The 17,439-nt window shown below is 53.5% G+C and carries 16 protein-coding genes and 1 pseudogene; 9 read left to right on the forward strand and 8 right to left on the reverse strand.

Annotated features, from left to right (window positions below):
- Position 1: 1 nt before the first annotated feature.
- Entirely contained in the window at positions 2 to 622 is a 621-nt protein-coding gene (locus EPG66_RS11080; RefSeq protein WP_031590647.1) for a response regulator transcription factor, read from the reverse strand.
- A gap of 821 nt (positions 623 to 1,443) precedes the next feature.
- On the opposite strand from EPG66_RS11080, the gene fdhF reads away from it, so the two are divergent.
- Together fdhF and EPG66_RS11090 are read left to right on the forward strand one after the other, a co-directional pair.
- Positions 1,444 to 4,416 (forward strand): formate dehydrogenase subunit alpha, encoded by a 2,973-nt coding sequence (gene fdhF, locus EPG66_RS11085; RefSeq protein ID WP_182686819.1) that lies wholly within the window; start codon positions 1,444 to 1,446, stop codon positions 4,414 to 4,416.
- Positions 4,416 to 4,901, forward strand: coding sequence for a helical membrane plugin domain-containing protein (locus EPG66_RS11090; protein WP_115758156.1), 486 nt, complete (start codon positions 4,416 to 4,418; stop codon positions 4,899 to 4,901). The genes fdhF and EPG66_RS11090 overlap by 1 nt, the downstream gene beginning before the upstream one ends.
- Positions 4,902 to 4,917: 16 nt before the next feature.
- On the opposite strand, the gene EPG66_RS11095 is transcribed toward EPG66_RS11090, so the two are convergent.
- Complete coding sequence (locus tag EPG66_RS11095; RefSeq protein WP_033769017.1) at positions 4,918 to 5,328, reverse strand: GFA family protein; 411 nt, start codon at positions 5,326 to 5,328, stop codon at positions 4,918 to 4,920.
- 204 nt (positions 5,329 to 5,532) lie between these two features.
- Between EPG66_RS11095 and uilS the strand changes: the two genes are divergently transcribed.
- On the forward strand, positions 5,533 to 6,393 hold the full coding sequence (uilS, locus tag EPG66_RS11100) for a UilS family quorum-quenching N-acyl-homoserine lactonase (protein WP_069026726.1): 861 nt from the start codon (positions 5,533 to 5,535) through the stop codon (positions 6,391 to 6,393).
- A gap of 110 nt (positions 6,394 to 6,503) precedes the next feature.
- Here uilS and EPG66_RS11105 read toward each other — a convergent pair whose 3' ends face one another.
- Complete coding sequence (locus EPG66_RS11105) at positions 6,504 to 7,274, reverse strand: DeoR/GlpR family DNA-binding transcription regulator (RefSeq protein ID WP_083069631.1); 771 nt, start codon at positions 7,272 to 7,274, stop codon at positions 6,504 to 6,506.
- 120 nt (positions 7,275 to 7,394) lie between these two features.
- Here EPG66_RS11105 and EPG66_RS11110 point away from each other — a divergent pair, with 120 nt between their 5' ends.
- On the forward strand, positions 7,395 to 8,528 hold the full coding sequence (locus EPG66_RS11110) for an MFS transporter (RefSeq protein WP_182686821.1): 1,134 nt from the start codon (positions 7,395 to 7,397) through the stop codon (positions 8,526 to 8,528).
- Between the two features lie 82 nt (positions 8,529 to 8,610).
- On the opposite strand, the gene EPG66_RS11115 is transcribed toward EPG66_RS11110, so the two are convergent.
- The 4 genes from EPG66_RS11115 to EPG66_RS11130 form a co-directional block, all read right to left on the reverse strand.
- A complete protein-coding gene (locus EPG66_RS11115) occupies positions 8,611 to 9,252 on the reverse strand; it encodes an NrsF family protein (protein ID WP_010247152.1) in 642 nt (213 codons plus the stop codon).
- On the reverse strand, positions 9,239 to 9,793 hold the full coding sequence (locus EPG66_RS11120) for a sigma-70 family RNA polymerase sigma factor (RefSeq protein WP_031590663.1): 555 nt from the start codon (positions 9,791 to 9,793) through the stop codon (positions 9,239 to 9,241). Before EPG66_RS11120 ends, EPG66_RS11115 begins: the two co-directional genes overlap by 14 nt.
- Positions 9,794 to 9,864: 71 nt before the next feature.
- Positions 9,865 to 11,106, reverse strand: coding sequence for a protein-disulfide reductase DsbD family protein (locus EPG66_RS11125; protein WP_083069637.1), 1,242 nt, complete (start codon positions 11,104 to 11,106; stop codon positions 9,865 to 9,867).
- 24 nt (positions 11,107 to 11,130) lie between these two features.
- Positions 11,131 to 11,688, reverse strand: a complete 558-nt coding sequence (locus tag EPG66_RS11130; protein WP_010670341.1) for a peroxiredoxin — start codon at positions 11,686 to 11,688, stop codon at positions 11,131 to 11,133.
- Positions 11,689 to 12,055: 367 nt separating this feature from the next.
- Between EPG66_RS11130 and EPG66_RS11135 the strand changes: the two genes are divergently transcribed.
- Together EPG66_RS11135 and EPG66_RS11140 are read left to right on the forward strand one after the other, a co-directional pair.
- Entirely contained in the window at positions 12,056 to 13,264 is a 1,209-nt protein-coding gene (locus EPG66_RS11135) for an aldose 1-epimerase family protein (RefSeq protein ID WP_182686823.1), read from the forward strand.
- A 317-nt stretch (positions 13,265 to 13,581) separates the two neighbouring features.
- A complete protein-coding gene (locus EPG66_RS11140) occupies positions 13,582 to 13,842 on the forward strand; it encodes a type II toxin-antitoxin system ParD family antitoxin (RefSeq protein ID WP_033780223.1) in 261 nt (86 codons plus the stop codon).
- Positions 13,843 to 14,164: 322 nt separating this feature from the next.
- Here EPG66_RS11140 and EPG66_RS11145 read toward each other — a convergent pair whose 3' ends face one another.
- Positions 14,165 to 14,560 carry a DUF4440 domain-containing protein gene (locus EPG66_RS11145; RefSeq protein ID WP_182686825.1) on the reverse strand — a complete coding sequence of 132 codons (396 nt, stop codon included), beginning with the start codon at positions 14,558 to 14,560 and terminating at the stop codon, positions 14,165 to 14,167.
- A gap of 31 nt (positions 14,561 to 14,591) precedes the next feature.
- Here EPG66_RS11145 and EPG66_RS11150 point away from each other — a divergent pair.
- The 3 genes and pseudogenes from EPG66_RS11150 to EPG66_RS11160 form a co-directional block, all read left to right on the forward strand.
- Positions 14,592 to 15,101 (forward strand): annotated as a pseudogene (locus tag EPG66_RS11150) (substrate binding domain-containing protein); the annotation flags it as partial.
- 455 nt (positions 15,102 to 15,556) lie between these two features.
- Positions 15,557 to 16,327 carry a transporter substrate-binding domain-containing protein gene (locus tag EPG66_RS11155; RefSeq protein ID WP_182686827.1) on the forward strand — a complete coding sequence of 257 codons (771 nt, stop codon included), beginning with the start codon at positions 15,557 to 15,559 and terminating at the stop codon, positions 16,325 to 16,327.
- A 37-nt stretch (positions 16,328 to 16,364) separates the two neighbouring features.
- A complete protein-coding gene (locus tag EPG66_RS11160; protein ID WP_182687138.1) occupies positions 16,365 to 17,438 on the forward strand; it encodes a DUF2817 domain-containing protein in 1,074 nt (357 codons plus the stop codon).
- The last annotated feature ends 1 nt before the right edge of the window (position 17,439 follow it).

The following is a 17,439-nucleotide window of genomic DNA, read 5'->3' on the forward strand; positions in this document are numbered from 1 at the left end:
CTTAGCGGCGTCGGGTATGATCAATATTGAGCCGCTCTGCCGCCCGCACCAGATCGGTGAGTGACCGCGCCTTCATCTTCTCCATCACCCGCCGCTTGTGAACTTTAGCCGTGATCTCACTGACGCCCATTTCGGCGGCGATCTGCTTATTCAGCAGGCCGCTAATCGCCAGCAGCATGACCTCGCTTTCACGCGGCGTCAGGGTCTGATGTCGCTCAAGTATCTCCCTTCGCTCCTCGGAAGAGGCCATATTCTGCCCGGCGATCTGTAAGGCTTCTGAGACAGCCTGCAAAATACGATCGGGATCGACAGGTTTAGTCAGAAACTCATAAGCTCCGGTTTTCATCGCCCGCACCGTGACCGGAATCGTCCCGAAGCCGGTTAAGAAGATAGTGGGGATGGCGTAGCCACGATCGATCAGTGCCTGTGCGACATCAAATCCATCTGCACCCGGCAGATTAATATCCAGAATCAGGCAACAGGGAAGGGGAGTAAAAGTGTGAGCCAGGAAATCATCAGCCGAAGAAAAAGAGATAACCGTGTAATCGTCGGCGGTGAGCAGATTACGCAGTGCAGCAGTCACAGCAGCGTCGTCGTCAACGATATAAACGATGGGATTCATAGGGACCTCATTTCAGCCAGGTATTTACTGATAATTTAATTAAGCATGACGCGTAAAGAGGCCCTGATGAGAAAGTGTCGGGCAGGGTTAACAGGATATTACCATAACAGTTATCATTATCATCTTATAATTGTCAGCTTGTTAGAATTAAGATAAATGGCTGATAGGTATGACTAAAATGTGAGCGCCAGCCTCGGTGGAGTGTGCCTTTATTCTGGCCATCAATGCTGTTAACTGTCATTTAATCGACATAGCTATGCCATAAATTGTTTGCTCACTAACGGGCAGGAGAATAGTCCCGTTTAATAGCTAAAATAATCCATAAACCCGTTATCCAGATTAAATCGTTTCAGCATGATATGTACTGGAATAAGTTAGTGGCGGTACGTAATTAATTCGGGAGTAGTCTGTTAACTTGCGGCGGACCTGATAATTAATTTGCCTGAGGGCAAAACGACGGATTGATAAGCAAGCCGATCCCTGGCCTGTGCCTTAAAGCAGAATAAGATATTGGGCTATATAGTTACAACATACAGTATAACAGATTATTATCGCCCGACTTCACCATTGTGCGGCCATAGCTTATCAACGCGAAGCCTCTGTGCCAGTTTCTCACTATCAGCCGGGTAAAACCTGACCCGTTTTTATCCGGTAAAAAGTCATTACATTTAAAAAAGCCTTGTCTGTCAGCAAGTAACCTCAATAAGCGTAGCGGTATTCATGGCGCGGCTGATAATCCTCACTAAGCTTGTGAGGCAACCCCTTAAATAGAGGGATATTTTCCAGTCGGAAGCTCGTCGCAATATCGTCATGAGGCTTATATGAGTGAAAATTACTGCACCATTCTCTTTAATGGTGAACGGTTAAAAGGGTTAGCTGATCAACCACTAATCGATTTTCTGGATGCTCACGGGAAAAAGCTACCTCATGTCTGTTACCACCCGGCGTTGCCGCCGCTGCAAAGTTGTGATGTCTGCTGGGTGGATGCCAATGGCGAGCGGGTTCGCGGCTGCACGCTCCGCACTGAAGAGGGGCTGGAGGTGCAGAGTGAAGGCAGTGCGCTTAAGGCCGCGCAGCAGGAGGGAATGGATCGGCTGCTCAACCGTCATGAGCTTTACTGTACCGTCTGTGAGCACAATACCGGTGACTGCACGCTGCATAATGCCGTGGCAGATATGCACATTCCGATTCAGTACTATCCTCATCAGCCCAAGCCCTACGCGAAAGATCATTCCAATCCGTTTTACACCTACGATCCTGACCAGTGCATCTTATGCGGTCGCTGTGTCGAGGCGTGCCAGAATGTCGAGGTTAACGAAACACTTTCGATTGACTACACCCAGGCATATCCTCGCGTGCTCTGGGATGGCGGAACGGAAATCGCCGGTTCCAGCTGTGTGAGCTGCGGGCACTGCGTCACTGTTTGCCCGTGCAATGCGCTGCTGGAAAAAACCATGCAGCCAGACGCTGGACCCTTTACCGCGATGGATGAGGGGCTGAAGCGTCCGCTGATCGACTTTGTTAAAACGCTGGAAAACAGCATCGGCATGGAGCCGATTACCGGCGTTTCGAAAATCGATGTGGCGCTGCGCCAGTCAGAGATCAAACGCACCAAAACCGTCTGCACCTATTGCGGCGTGGGCTGCAGCTTTGAAATCTGGACCCGTGACCGCCATATACTGAAAGTTCAGCCGGTTGCCGAAGCCCCGGCCAACGGCATCTCGACCTGCGTTAAAGGTAAATTCGGCTGGGATTTCGTTAACAGCCCGGAGCGCCTGACGACTCCGCTCATCCGCGAAAACGGTCGTTTCCGGCCCGCCAGCTGGGATGAAGCTTTGCAGCGGGTAGCCGAAGGATTACAGGGCGTTGCGCAGAAGTATGGTGGCGATGCGATTGGCTTTATCGGCTCCAGCAAGGCCAGCAATGAAGAAGCCTATCTCACTCAGAAAATCGCCCGTTTAATCTTCGGTACCAACAATGTCGATAACTCCTCGCGCTATTGTCAGAACCCAGCGACAGAAGGACTGTTCCGCACGGTGGGCTACGGCGGCGATGCCGGGACGATAGCGGATCTGCAACAGACCGATTTGATTGTGCTGGTCGGCAGCAATCTGGCTGAAAATCATCCGGTGATTGCTTCGCATATCAAACAGAGCCACAAACATCGCGGTCAGAAACTGCTGGTCGTTGATCCGCGCCGCCATGAAATGGCGGAACGGGCTGACTGCTATCTGCGCATCCGACCCGGCACTGACCTGGTCTGGGCCTCGGCGATGGCGAAATATATGTTCGATCACGGTTATGCCGATGACGCTTTCCTGGCGCAACGCGTCAACCAGGTCGATGAGTACCGCGCCTCACTCGCTCCCTTTACGCTGGCCTTTGCCAGTGAGATCTGTGGGCTGAGTGAATCAGAACTGATTGAAGCCGCGGAAATGATCGGACAGGCTGGCAGCGCCTGTGTGTTGTGGGCGATGGGGATTACCCAGCACAGCCATGGCGCTGACACCAGTACGGCGCTATCGAATCTGCTGCTGGTCACCGGCAACTATGGCCGGCCAGGCACCGGCGGTTTTCCAATGCGCGGACACAACAATGTGCAGGGCGCCAGCGACTTTGGCTGTCTGAGTAATGTTTATCCAGGTTATGAAAAAGTCACTGACCCCGCAGCGCGCGAAAAATGGGCGCGCGCCTGGGGTGTCTCTCCAGAAGCGCTCTCGGATCAGCCCGGCGCAGATAACTTCAAAATGGTGCAGCAGGCCGATGAAGGTAAAATCCGCGCCATGTATATCACCGGAGAAGAGACGGCGTTTGCGGATGCAGATTCAAACTCTGTTCACTCTGCCTTCAGCAAGCTGGAATTTATGGTGGTACAGGACATTTTTATGTCACGTACTGCTGAATTTGCCGATGTGGTGCTTCCCGGTGCGCCCAGCGTTGAGAAAGAGGGCACGTTCGTGAACACTGAGCGGCGGATCCAGCACTTTTCACCTGCTATGAAACCGCTGGGCGATAGTCGTCCCGACTGGCAGATTTTTACCGATCTCGCCGCCCGTCTCGGTCACCCCTGGTATTACCCGAACCCAGGCGCAATTATGGCGGAAGCGGCTGGCATCGCAGAGATTTTCGCGGGTGTCAGCTATGAGCAACTGGTCGGCTGGCAGTCCCAGCTCTGGCCCGTCAGCGCCGCTGGCGAAAGTACGCCGCTTCTTTATACAGAACGATTTAACTTCCCCGATGGTAAAGCGCGACTCTATCCGCTGAGCTGGCAGCCGCCCGCCGAGCAGGAGGATTCACAGTATAATCTGCTACTGAATAACGGCCGGATGCTTGAACATTTCCAGTCGATGAATCAGACCGGGCAGGGTGGACGCATGATGTCACTGTCGCCCAATGCCTTTGTTGAGATCTCGCCGGAACTGGCCGCCGAGCGCGCGCTGAACGAAGGAGAGTGGGTGCGCATTACCTCGCGGCGCGGATCGCTGGATGTGCCCGTTGTCATCACTGAGCGCGTGTCAGGCAATGTGCTGTTTATGCCGATTCATCATGGCAAAGATGGCGTCAACACGCTGACCGGTGAGCATCACGATCCTGATGTCAATACTCCTGCTTATAAAGAGGTCGCCGTAAATATGAAGCGTGTCGATCGCCGGTCACAGCCCAATCCGATGCCGCTACACAACTTCCGTCATGGCAGTCGTACGCCACTGGATCACCTGCCGATAGAACAAAAATGGCAGCAGGCAGGCTATCGGGAACCGCCTGAACATGTTGAAAAACCGGAGAAATTCTAATGGCAGAACGGATGAAATATCAGGTCACGCCTGCTCGTACCGAGCCAACCGCCAGGGAGGCGATGGATGAGCTAATCGAAAATCTCCACCAGCACGGCTTTCTGCGGCTGGCGAACGATCTGGTTAAATCAAACAGCGAGGTGGGTAAAATTCTGGTTTCGGGCCTTAATCAGCCAGGCACCCAGAGCGCTTTACAGAACCTTTCGTTGCTGATGGTGACACTGGGCAGCGTGCCGCCAGAGCGGTTTAATCATCTGCTGCTGGCGGTTCGCGATGCCGCGATGGCCGTTAAACCGGCACGCGATGAGGCCCGGCAGGAAAAAGCCGCGCCGGGCATCCGCGGCATTATCCGGTTACTCAATGATGAAGATCTTTGGCGCGGGCTGCGCCCGATCTTCGCGGCGCTTGAAGTCTTTTCACAACAGATCGACCGCGAAGAGCAGAAGCCGATTACCCGCTTCAGTGGCAAGTCCACACGGGAGTAATTCAGCCTGCGATCGTTCAGGATTGCGTGGGGGTGTAGATAAGATGACCGGCTACACCACCCGCGCCGCCATCTTTTGGATGATTGATACCATCGGAGACCGGGACATCGGTGAAATCAAACGGTGAAACCCCCTCAAGGCAGGCGACATTCACCCCGAACTGATCGGGCTGTGAGCGACTCTGATGAAAGGTGTAAATGCCACAAACGGAACAGAAGTAGTGGCCAACCTCTTTGCTGTTGAAACGATATTCGGTGAGCTGCGCTTCGCCCCGTGTTAGCTCCACCTTTGTCGCAAATACCACCACCGCGCCGCGCATCCGGCAAAACGAGCAGTTGCAGCGGCGCACCGTATTAAATCCATCCTTCAGCGTCACCCGGTACGCCACCGCGCCACAGTGGCATTGTGCTGTCATTTCATTTTGCATCGTGATCTCCTGTGAAGTGGAACCAACCAGCTTTCAGCCTACGCCAAAGCCTGGGATTTGGCTGCATCGGGTGCTGATTTGACGACCATTCAGACAGAAAGTGTCACCCATCTGATCTGGATCGAAGTAAAAATGGTTACGCTGTGAAAACGTACGTTCTGGCTTTTCAGAACATTACTCTCTCAATAAGGAGCATTAACAACGATGGAGTTATCAACCCATACGCTACCCGAAGGCATCGTGTTGACTTTGCGTCAGCCCACAGCGGCCACGCAGTCCCCGGTTATTATTCTGTGTCACGGCTTTTGTGGTATCCAGGAAATTCTACTGCCTGCGTTCGCGGAAGCTTTTACCCAGGCAGGCTACGCCACCGTGACCTTTGATTACCGCGGATTTGGTGATAGTGAAGGGGAAAGAGGCCGTCTGGTTCCTGCGATGCAGATTGCTGACATTCTCTCGGTCATCGCATGGGCGAAAGATCAACCCGCGCTGGATCCGGACAGAATCGGGTTATGGGGCACCTCGTTTGGCGGTTGCCATGTCTTTGGTGCAGCCGCCAATAATCCGGATGTGAAATGTATCGTTAGCCAGCTGGCTTTTGCTGACGGCGAGAGCATAGTCACAGGTAAAATGGATGCGGCAGAAAAATCGGCCTTTATCGCCACGCTGGAGAAAATGGATCAAAAGCGCAAGAGCAGTGGCAAGGAGATGTTTGTTGCGATTACCCGCGTACTAAATGATGACGAGTCAAAAGCTTTCTTTGAGGAGAACCGGCAGCAGTACCCGAAAATGGACATCAAAATCCCGTTTTTGACTGTCAGAGAAACACTTCTCTACAAGCCAGCCGGGAATGCCGGGAAAGTCACCTGTCCGACACTGGTGGTGGTCGCCGGTCAGGATAGCGTGAATCCACCTGAGCAGGGACGCGCGCTGTTTGATGCCGTCGCTGCAACGATAAAACAGCTCTTTGAGGAAAAAAAGGCCCGCCATTACGACATTTACAGGGGTCAGCATTTTGCGTCAGTGATTAAGGCTCAGATTGCGTGGTTCGCAACGCATTTATAATCTGAATCATGCTCGCTTTTTCGCGGTCATCGCTGACGAGCATCGCGAGACCGGGTAAGAGCGAGCTTTTTTATTTTGACTGCGACCTGCTTCAGGACATTGCGCATGGGTCAGACCGTGATAAGCGTCATCTCTTCTGCTTCAAACGCCTCAAGCAGTTCTTTATCGAGCGTCTCTTCCACGACGAGCGTTGAGATTTCACGGCATTTCGCTACGCTGAATCGCGCCACCGCGGGGATTTTATCCGCTGTCAGCCCGACAATGACCTGATTGCTTTGCGCCATGGCGACTTTCTTAAATTCGCAATCCGCATAGTTAAAACCGGTGAGTCCGGCCTCCGGGCTCATGGCGCAGCCGCCAATAAACGCCTGATCAAACAGAATGCCCTGGATCTGGTGGATCGCGGTTTGCCCGACCGCGCCGCCCGTGCTCTTCTGTATCTGCCCGCCCAGCATAATCACCTCCGCGGCAGGATGGTTGATCAGTAGGGCAGCAATATCGGGCGCATTGGTGACGACGGTGATATTCAGATCTGGTGAGAGCGCCTGTGCCAGGGCCAGATTGGTCGTACCGGCATCAATAAAGATGCAGCTATTAGCTTTCACCAGGCTGGCACAGCGCTGCCCGATCAGGGCTTTTGCTGCGTGATCGTGAGCTTTCCGGCTGACAAAACTGCCCGATTCCTGTAGCTGTAACACCGCACCGCCATAAACCTTTTTACATAAACCTTCTTTACTGAGTTCATGAAGATCACGGCGGATGGTGTGCTCTGACACGGCCAATTGCCGTGCCAGGTCAGTGCAGACCACCCGTCCTTTGTCCTGCAATATCTCACGAATCAGCGCTTGTCGCTGCTGCGGGAAAGCTGCATAATCGAGCATATAAACCTCAAAATATTCACAACCGAGCTATAGTGAGCATAATCGTTCACTGCCGGGCAGGGAGTCAATAGCGATCTCTTTGTCCTGTCAACTCTCCCTGACATCCCTTAAAGGAATGCAATGGCTAATAACGTCTCTTCCGCACTGGCAACACGCATCATCTTTTTTCTGGCCGGATTTATAACCGCGACCTGGGCGGTGATTGTGCCTTTCGCCCGCGGCAATACCGGCGTTAATGAGGCGCAACTGGGCACCTTACTGCTTTGTCTTGGCGTCGGCGCGCTGATTGCGATGCCGGTGACGGGCTGGCTGACCAGCCGCTTTGGCTGCCGGCGGGTGATTCTGGTTGCTGTCGCGCTGGTCATCATCAGTACGCCATGGCTTTCGGTGCTGAGCGACCCGCTGTTGCTGGCGCTGGCGTTACTGATTTTTGGCGTCGGCATCGGGGTGACCGACTGCGCCATGAACATCCAGGCTATTCTGGTGGAGAAGCAGGCGGAAAAGCCTGTCATGTCAGGCTTTCACGGCATGTACAGCGCGGGCTTTATGACGCTGCTGCTGGCGATGGGGTTCAGCGTGCTGACCGGCTGTTTGCTGGCGGTCGTGGCGGTGATTATCATGACGCTGGTCAGCGCACCGGGCTTACTGACCTACGCTAATCCCGCTGAAGGCCCGGTGTTTGCTGTTCCGCGCGGCAGCGTACTGATTATCGGCATCATCTGCTTTGCCGTCTTCCTGACGGAAGGCACCGTGCTGGACTGGAGTGCTGTCTATCTGACCGATGTCCGGGCCATTCCGGCGTCACTGGGCGGACTGGGCTATACCTGCTTTGCCATTGCGATGACCGTGGCGCGTCTGACCGGGGATCGGATTATCTCATCGCTGGGACGTTTACCGGTTGTGCTGGGCGGCGCACTGATTGCCGCCGCTGGCATGGCGATGGTGACCTTTATCGACTCCTGGCCGCTGGCGTTGCTGGGCTACACCCTGGTCGGCGCAGGCTGCGCCAATATCGTGCCGGTAATGTTCTCCGCCGCCGGACGTCAGACGGTGATGCCGCAGGCGGTCGCCGTGCCTGCCATTACTACTCTGGGCTATCTGGGGGTCCTGAGCGGGCCAGCCGTGATTGGCTACGTGGCGCATTACACGCATCTCGCTTTCTCTTTTTCACTGATTATGGCGCTGATGCTGATCGTCGGTGCGGTCTCTCTGACCCTGGATCTGGGCCGTAGCCGCGCGGGGGAAAATGCATAAAATTACCCAGCAGGCGCTCCTGACAGAATTTGATTGAACGGGGCGCGGAGTCATCTTCAGGAGGAATGGAAGCGGCCTGCCATTACTCTCCCAGCCTGACCCAGCGGCGGCCTGCCAGCACCGTAAGCGCCACGATGGTGATGCCCGCAGCCAGATGCATAGAAAAATCGATGGCGTGCAGATGGGTATCGTGGCACAGCGACAGCAGCATCGATGAGGTAAACGCACTGCCGCAGCCGCTCAGCGCCAGACTCCGCGCGGGATAGAGGGATCGGGTGCGCTGCAGGGCGAACACGGACATCAGCATCATCGGCACACTGGCCGACAGCATAAACAGATAGCAGTGCATCCCTTCACCCAACCGGTTCGCGCCCGATGGCGGTGCTGAAGATGACATATTGATCAGATTCAGCACCAGCCACATCATCGCCATCAGCAGCGGCCAGCGCAGGCTGATGGGTTTTCTGCCTGCAATACTCAGCGTAAACGCGGCAGCCAGCGTGCTGCCCGCGATGATAAGTGAAAGTAGCAGGGCAACCAGCGCGAAAAACGCGCCAGGCTGAGACCAGTCGGTGAAACGGCTGTGAAATGCCCAGCTGGTCAGCGCGCCACAGGGCAGGGCAAGCGCAATCCAGCCCGCGACGCGCCAGGCGGTGGGCCAGACGCGCTGCACCGGCTGCGCAGACGCGCTGAGCTGATTAATTAACTGGTCATGATTTCTCATGATGACCCCGTCCATATTTACGAAGGTTGACCATTGCGCGATGCAACAGAGATTTAACCGCAGAGAGCGACTGATTGGTTTCAGCTGCTGCCTGCGCCAGGCTCTGCTCGCGCAGATGCACGGATTCAACGATCTCCCGCTGGCGCTGCGGAAGGTTATCCAGATACCCGGAGAGGATATCCGTATCGGCTGAGGACTCTGCACTTGCAGCGGGTTGTCGTTGCAGCTCTTCCTCATCCTGTACTTCCTGGCGACGGCCGCGATGGCGCAGCGCATCAATGGCGCGGGCAGAGGCGATGGCAGCAACCCAGGGGAGTATCGGACGCTGCGGATCGTAGGTATGCCGCACCCGATGAATCGCCAGCAATGTCTCCTGAATGACATCCTCAACCAGTCCCTCATCACGGATTTTGTTGCATACCAATGCCCGGATGGCAGGAACCATCGCTTTCAGTAACTGGTTATAGGCAGCTCTGTCACCCGCCTGCGCCCGGGCCATTAATGCTGGCCACTGCTGTGCGCGTTGATCAGTTTCCGACATCGATCATCAGCAGTTCGGCATACTGTCGCCGCGCCCTGACCACGCGCCAGGCAATCGTTTCATCAGTAATCTCAGGATTTATTTCCTTTTTCTGTTGCCTGATTCAGCGCTGAAATCACAATGCCAGGCGTCAGCACCTGCGGCAGTACCTCAGGTTTACCGCCGTTAGCCGGGTAGACCACGTAGAGCGGTAATCCACCGCGTCCGAAATCGCTCAGCGCCTGTTCAACATCGGGATTGTATTTGGTGGAATCCGCGACCATATAAATGGTGTTGGTTCGCGCCATCGCCGCTTTTACCGCCTGCGTCGAAAGTGAAGTACGATCGTTAACCTGGCAGGTAATACACCATGATGCGGTAAAGTTCACCAGTATTGGTTTGCCCTGACCTTTGATGGCATCAACGTTCTGGGGCGACCACGCCACAGCGGCGGCAGCCTGTGAGGCGGTTGCCGTTTCAGCCGGAGCCTCGGCAAACCTGTTCAGGTTCAGTAACGGCACTACGACCAGCGCCAGGAAGAATGCGGTCGTCACATGCAGCACCCAATGACGCTGTCCCATCATACGGCGTTTCTGCGCCATGCCATACAGCCAGGCGGCGAAACTAAACAGTAAACAGCAGGCCAGAATGGCAGCCAGTGCCGCCGATCCCGCCTGACGTTCAAGTACCCAGATCAGCCAGCCCACCGCGCCCAGCATGGGAAACGCCAGCCCCTGCTTTAACGTGATCATCCAGGCACCCGGTTTTGGCAAAATTCGCGCCAGCACCGGGAAGAATGAGATGAGAGTGAAGGGCGCAGCAAAGCCCAGCGCCAGGGAAATAAAGATCACCAGACTGATCAGTGGAGGCTGGGTAAGCGCATAGCCTACCGCGCTGGCCATGAAGGGCGCGCTGCAGGGCGTCGCGACAATAATGGCCAGCGCGCCAGTCAGTGCTGAACCGACTAAACCACCGCGATCGCCTCCCACTTCGCCAACCCGCTGTACCGATAATCCCACTTCAAACAGACCGAGCAGGTTCAGTGCCGACCCAAGCATCACCAGAATCAGCGCGGCGATGACCAGCGGCGATTGCAGCTGGAATCCCCAGCCCACCGATGCACCGCCCGCCCTGGCCAGCAACAGAACTGCGGTCAGAGCGACCATCGTCACGACTACGCCCAGCAGAAAGGCCAGGCCTTCGGCTCTGGCATGGGAAGGTGATTCGTGATGGCGGATCAGGCTCAGTGCTTTCAGCGAGATCACCGGAAACACGCAGGGCATGAGGTTCAGAATAATGCCGCCCAGGAAGGCGGCTGCAATCGCAGTCAGCATGATGTACCTGCTCTGAAGATGAAGTTATGCCGGATTGGCCTGACGGTATTTTTTAACGGCATCCATCGCTTTCTGGATATGCGTATCAGGATTTTTATCGGTGAAGCTCAGCAGGATTTTGCCATCCGGCGCAATCACGTAAGAGGTACGGTCTGAGAGTTTCTGACCCTTCATCTCCATGGTGCTCTTATATTCTGCCGCCACTTTGGCACCGGGATCGGCTGCGACGGTAAATTTGTCACGGCATTCAAGCTGCGAAAATTTCGCAATCTGATCGGTATTACCCGCCGTCACGCCAATGACGGTCGCACCCTGCTTTTTAAATTCATCGGTCGCTTCAGCAAAATCGTGTGCTTCCAGCGTACAGCCTGCACTGAAAGCAGCAGGGAAGAAGTAGAGGACAACCGGGCCTTTCTGCAGCGCCTGTTGCAATGAGAAGGTGGTCGATTTACCGGCCAGCGCGGCTTCCAGTTTAAAGTCCGGTGCTTTTTCACCGACCTGTAACGCTGCAAAAGCAGATGTTGCCGGAACACTCAGTGCCAGCAGTGTAGCGACGGCCAGGGTTTTCAGGGTGTTTTTCATTGGCTTTACTCTCTCCATTGACGAACAGACGGAGTTGTCTGACGTCCCTGATAACAGGTTCGTTTAAAAATAGAAAAAGTTGCGCGGTTGAAGATTTTTTTTAAATTTTTTTTTAATTGTGCTTCATCAGCCATCTTTTATCAGATCCCTCATCTTGAGCTGAATCGAATAAAGCTAATGTCAGCAAATTTCACCTGGTTCGCTGTATTTATTCCTCTCTGGCCGTAATCACTGTGATTTGGCCCACAATAATAGGGCTAACTCACTGCCTTTTCTCAACAGGTGAGCATCATCACGTTTATCTTCAGTCCCATTAAGTAAATTTCCCTTACGGAATGAAAAAACGATTCAGCTAATGGGATGACTTATGAAGATTAAACTGGCGTTAACGGTACTGGCAGTGCTGGTTTCAGGTTCTGCAGCGGCGAAAACCTGGGTGCTGACGAGTGCTGAACAGGGCACCGAGCAGGGAAGCTGGAAGATTTCCAGCAGTGAGCTGAAGTCTCAGGGCAAACCGTTCAGCATCGAACAGAAAGTCCTGCATGGCGGCAAGCAGGAAGGCAGTAAAATACTGACGATCCGCAGCGAGGATGGCCTGACCATCACGCTAAGCCCGACACGTGGCATGAATTTACTGCGTGTTGAAGGCTTTGGCACCCGCATGGGCTGGGATTCACCGGTTAAAGAGGTCGTCAATCCTGCCTACATCAATCTTGAGAGCCGCAACGGTCTGGGCTGGCTGGATGGTTTCAACGAGATGATGGTGCGCTGCGGCTACGAATGGACCGGTCATCCGGTCACCGATGAAGGCCGAATCTATACGCTGCACGGTAAAGCGGGTAATACGCCGGTTTCTCAGCTGGAAGTTGAAGTGGCCGATGCGGCACCACACGAAATCCGTATTCGCGGCCTGATTAAAGAGAGCACCTTTAAGAAAGCTGATTTGCAGACCATGACCGAGCTGCGTTACGTGCCAGGCAGCAACAGTTTCAGCCTGCATGATGTGTTAACCAACCACGCCGACTATCCGCACGATTACCAGATCATCTATCACAGCAATTTCGGCAAACCGATTCTGGAAGAGGGCGCACGCTTCCTGGCGCCGATGTCCGGCATCAGCCCGTTCAACGACTACGCGAAAGCCGGGTTAAAAGAGTGGCAGACCTATAAAGGTCCGACCAAAGACTTCGATGAGATGGTGTTCAACATCAAGCCGCTTTCAGACAGCAATCATCAGACCATTGCTGCGGTGATAAATAAAGCGGGCAACAGCGGCGCATCCATTCAGTTCGATACGCGTCAGCTCCCGATGCTGACCTTATGGAAAAATACCGACACCCTGAAACAGGGCTACGTGACCGGCATCGAACCTGGCACCAGTTACGCCTATCCGGTCACCATTGAACGTGAACAAAAACGTGTGAAGCAGCTGCAACCAGGTGCGAGCACAACATTTGATCTGACGTACACCTTGCTGCACAGCAGCGAGCAGGTTAATGACGTTGAGAAACGCATTAAGGGCATTCAGGGTGACACGAAGATTGATGTAAGCGAGACGCCGATAGCGAAAGAGTAACGACCCTTCATAACCCCAGCTAAATTGTTGGGGTTTTTACTTTACAGGTCAGACAGTTATGTTGTGCCATAACTGATAACGGCAGTAATCGACATTAGGCATTGTTAATTGTACCGTCAATAGATGACAATACTGATGCGGGAGAATAGCGCAGTCCTGCGATGGATAATGGCGATGCGATAACATCGTAGAGTTGGACATCACGGGTAAATATTCGGCATAGCTGTGGGAAGGTTTCAAGCCGAAAGTTGATGGAAAAGAGTAACTCTGAAATACTAACAGTTAATAACTGATAGTAACTCAGCGGGAGAGGAATCATGCCAACCAGCGTAGCACTCAGTCCTTATTTCGAAGCGTTCATTCGCGAACAGATAGAAAGCGGGCGATATAACAACACCAGTGAAGTGATCCGTGCGGGCCTCAGGGCACTGGAAGAACGGGAGCAGCAGATGAAACTTGATGCTCTGCAAACAGCTGTCAGCGCAGGTATAAACAGCGGCGAAAGCAAAAACGCGGAAGAGGTATTTGGTCGCCTGTCTCAAAAATATCGGCGGCAGGCCGAAGGTGGTAAAGGGTAATGAAGTACGTGTGAGATATGCTATTTAACATAAGATAGATTATGCGCACTTAAGGCAAGGCGGTAACATAGAGGCTAAAGCTCTAATCTAACCTTATCCGGGCGCTTCAGACAACCTGCTGAAGTCCCTTGTATGAGTATGACGGCCTCTAGTGAGGAATTTTCACGATCAATAAAGCCGTCGCCTCACCACCACTGTATCTCTCACGGCGATCGGTTCAGGATAGACAGCGGCGATCATCGCTGGTTTAAGAAACGCGGTTCAGCCTGCACGCTGTTGCTCTCAATCCGTCGCGCGCTGACACACTGCGAATCGACAGCATCTATGGCTTAGGTAACGAAGTCTCGTGCAGATGTCGCCACAAAACCTTGCCAGCATCATTTACCTCGAACACAACCGTAGAAAACCGCAGCGTGGCCTCCTGGCCCGGAAGCTGCTGTAACTCCTTATATACCACAGTGGCGTTTCCTTCACTCTCAGCAACCATCTGCATGTCGCAGATATCAATCGCTAAACCCGGACGTGCACCGCGCTGAGTGCGGAAAAACACGTTTAGTGTCGTGAAATCCAGTAAGGCACCGCCCGGTGTCACCATGGAATATGCAGGACTAAAACGCGCTAAAAGTTCCTCACATACATCATCATGCGCTTCTTTGTTACCCAGCCAGTTGCGAATCAATTCGTGGGCGTCCAGTACTTCCTTAAAATAACGGTTCATTTTTGGTCCCTTTTAAGCATAGAAATAACCTATTGCCGGCCGCTTTGATGTGGCGATACGACTTGGCCATCTTGTCGATTCCAGTCATCACGCCCGCCTTATCGATCAGTTTGATATCCTGGCGGTCGCTGCACCTTGTTATCTCAACAACCTGAATGAAGCGTCTATCCGGGATCTTTCACATCTCGCGTCAGCAAAATGGATTGCGCATAGCCGTTTATCGACGCCACTCAGCTGGCAGGTGACCACGCCCGAAGGCGAGTCTGTGCTGATGAGCGCATTTCAGCCTGCCATGATCACGGCTGACAGTGCCTCTTCTTTACTCGCTTTTGCTTTAGCCGGTGCTGGCGTGGCGATTCTGCCCGCCTGGCTGGTGCAGGATGAGATTGATAAAGGTGGATTAGTACGGCTGCTGCCCGATCATCAATTCCCCCGACAGGGAATTTACGCGCTCTACCCTAATACTCGTCATGTGCCAGAAAAAGTACGCGCGTTTATAGATTTCCTGCATGAACGTTTAGCGCACTCCAGCAGAAAATAAGCGCATCCATGACATTATTCTGATGGGCTAACCGTTAATTTATGTGAACTGATTTAAACCCCATAAACTTTATTTCAAGCAGCGCGGCGAGGTGATAAATATTTACTGTCTGGTTAATGACAATTCAGTTTAACGCAGGCGCATTACTTAATTCTCTGCCCTGATAAATCACTGCTGCGCGATAACCTGCAAAACAGGCGCTGGGGTTTGACTTGTTATCCCAGCCCCACAGCCTGCTGATTCAGATCCGGACCTGCGCCACATCCTGGCCGCCCTCAGCCATTTAATGCACGCATTAAGTGAAAATTAATACCGTATAAATAATTCGCACAGTCACTTAATAACATAAGATTTTAATCTGGATGATTGTGGTTTATTCGCTGGCAGGAAAACAGGTCGCATGTTATTAAATTTGAATGTCGCGCTTAAATTCATTTGCATCCGGGAATTAAAACATGAAAAAGAGCTTATCCCTCGCATTACTGTTTTCGCTCACAACATTTAGTCACGCGGCACTGGCGCAGCAGACCCTGCGCTTTGGCGTTGACCCTACGTTCCCACCGTTTGAATTCAAGGCGGCTGATGGATCATTACAGGGCTTTGATGTTGATCTGGGCAACGCCATCTGCGCTCAGGCAAAGTTGAAGTGCCAGTGGGTGCAAATGGGTTTTGATAGCAGCATCCCTGCCCTTCAGGCGAAGAAATTTGATGCCATCCTGTCAGCGATGTCGATGACCGATAAGCGTCGTCAGCAGGTGGCTTTCAGCGATATGTTGTACAACACGCCCAGTGCTTTACTGGCACCGGCTGCCAGCACGCTGACGACCGATGTTGCCTCATTGCGCGGTAAGACGATCGGTGTGGCACAGGGCACCATCCAGGAAACCTATGCCAAAACCAAATGGGAGCCGGAGGGCGTTAAAGTCATCTCCTATCCTAACCAGATGGAAGTTTATCCGGATCTGGTCGCCGGGCGTCTTGATGGCAGCCTGGCTAATGCGGTCTCTGCTGAACAGGGATTCCTGACCTCAGCCGAAGGCAAGCCGTACGCCATCAAAGGGACCCTGGTGGATAAAGTGATTTTTGGTGATGGCGTAGGTATCGCGCTACGCAAAGGAGATGAGGCAAACCTGAAGATGATTAACGCGGCACTGGCGGAGATTCATAAAAACGGGACTTATGACCAGCTCACCAAAGAATATTTTAAATTCAGTGTTTATCCCTGATCATCACAACGTGAAGAATCGCAGGAGTATGAAGACTATGGCGTTGCCCGACTACCACGTTCAGCGCGCGCGCTTTATGGCAGCGGCGGAGAGCAAAGGTGCTGAGACGATCTCTTATCCGCATCCTCTGCCTGGTTCTTTGGGAGAAGCCCTGTATACAGACGTGGCACGGATAGGACCGGCCAGCGCATCACGTCTGATGCTGGTCGTTTCCGGCACTCACGGCGTTGAAGGCTATTATGGTTCCGATTGTCAGATAGCCTGGCTCGAGAAGCTGGATGAAAAAGCGTTGCCCGCTGATACCGCGCTGTTGCTGATTCATCTGCTCAATCCATGGGGCGCGGCGCATTTACGCCGCGTGAACGAAGACAATATTGATCTGAACCGTAACTTTATCGATTTCAGTCAGCCACCTCCTGCTAACCCGGATTATGCACAGTGGCACGGTATTTATCATGGAGACCGTGCCAGTGCCGATCGGCAACTGGCCGACGCACTCGAGGGCGCAGGCTGGCAGGCGGTTAAACGTGTCACAGAAGCCGGACAATATACTTTTGCTGACGGCTTTTTTTTCGGCGGTGAAAAGCCCTGCTGGTCACACCTTACGATGACGGCAATCGTTGACCAGCATCTCTCTGTGGCGAAAACCATCATCAGCTTTGACCTTCATACCGGGGCTGGCGCATGGGGGCATCCGATGCTGCTCTCTATTGCGGAGCAGCGTTATCCGGCGCATGACTGGGGCAAAGCCATTTACGGTGAGTGGCTGACCTTATTGTTTACCGGTGCCGGACGTGACAGTGTAACTGGCGTAACGGCAACGGCAACAGGCTATCTGTCGCAATATCTGCTGACGTCGCTGGCTGATACCCGGATTTTGCCTCTGGTGGTGGAGTGCGGGACTTACGAGGGCCAGGATATGCATCAGCGGGTGCGTGAAGATCACTGGCTGCACCTCTATGGCGATCCTGCCAGTGCAGGCGGTCAGGTGATTAAGCAGCAACTGGTCGAGGGGTTCTGGCCAGAAGATGCGGACTGGCGTGCGTTAGTGGCTTTCCGCACGCAGCAAATCTTTCTGCGCGGCTGGCGTGCCCTTGCAGACACGCCGTGAT

The sequence above is a fragment of the Pantoea pleuroti genome (genome assembly GCF_014156615.1).
Lineage (GTDB): Bacteria > Pseudomonadota > Gammaproteobacteria > Enterobacterales > Enterobacteriaceae > Pantoea > Pantoea agglomerans.

Coding starts and splice junctions, on each gene's coding strand:
- EPG66_RS11090 (WP_115758156.1), top strand. CDS start 4,416: ATGGCAGAACGGATGAAATATCAGGTCACGCCTGCTCGTACCGAGCCA.
- EPG66_RS11110 (WP_182686821.1), top strand. CDS start 7,395: ATGGCTAATAACGTCTCTTCCGCACTGGCAACACGCATCATCTTTTTT.
- EPG66_RS11145 (WP_182686825.1), bottom strand. CDS start 14,560: ATGAACCGTTATTTTAAGGAAGTACTGGACGCCCACGAATTGATTCGC.
- EPG66_RS11155 (WP_182686827.1), top strand. CDS start 15,557: ATGAAAAAGAGCTTATCCCTCGCATTACTGTTTTCGCTCACAACATTT.
- EPG66_RS11125 (WP_083069637.1), bottom strand. CDS start 11,106: ATGCTGACTGCGATTGCAGCCGCCTTCCTGGGCGGCATTATTCTGAAC.
- uilS (WP_069026726.1), top strand. CDS start 5,533: ATGGAGTTATCAACCCATACGCTACCCGAAGGCATCGTGTTGACTTTG.
- EPG66_RS11105 (WP_083069631.1), bottom strand. CDS start 7,274: ATGCTCGATTATGCAGCTTTCCCGCAGCAGCGACAAGCGCTGATTCGT.
- EPG66_RS11115 (WP_010247152.1), bottom strand. CDS start 9,252: ATGAGAAATCATGACCAGTTAATTAATCAGCTCAGCGCGTCTGCGCAG.
- EPG66_RS11095 (WP_033769017.1), bottom strand. CDS start 5,328: ATGCAAAATGAAATGACAGCACAATGCCACTGTGGCGCGGTGGCGTAC.
- EPG66_RS11140 (WP_033780223.1), top strand. CDS start 13,582: ATGCCAACCAGCGTAGCACTCAGTCCTTATTTCGAAGCGTTCATTCGC.
- EPG66_RS11120 (WP_031590663.1), bottom strand. CDS start 9,793: ATGTCGGAAACTGATCAACGCGCACAGCAGTGGCCAGCATTAATGGCC.
- EPG66_RS11080 (WP_031590647.1), bottom strand. CDS start 622: ATGAATCCCATCGTTTATATCGTTGACGACGACGCTGCTGTGACTGCT.
- EPG66_RS11130 (WP_010670341.1), bottom strand. CDS start 11,688: ATGAAAAACACCCTGAAAACCCTGGCCGTCGCTACACTGCTGGCACTG.
- EPG66_RS11135 (WP_182686823.1), top strand. CDS start 12,056: ATGAAGATTAAACTGGCGTTAACGGTACTGGCAGTGCTGGTTTCAGGT.
- EPG66_RS11160 (WP_182687138.1), top strand. CDS start 16,365: ATGGCGTTGCCCGACTACCACGTTCAGCGCGCGCGCTTTATGGCAGCG.
- fdhF (WP_182686819.1), top strand. CDS start 1,444: ATGAGTGAAAATTACTGCACCATTCTCTTTAATGGTGAACGGTTAAAA.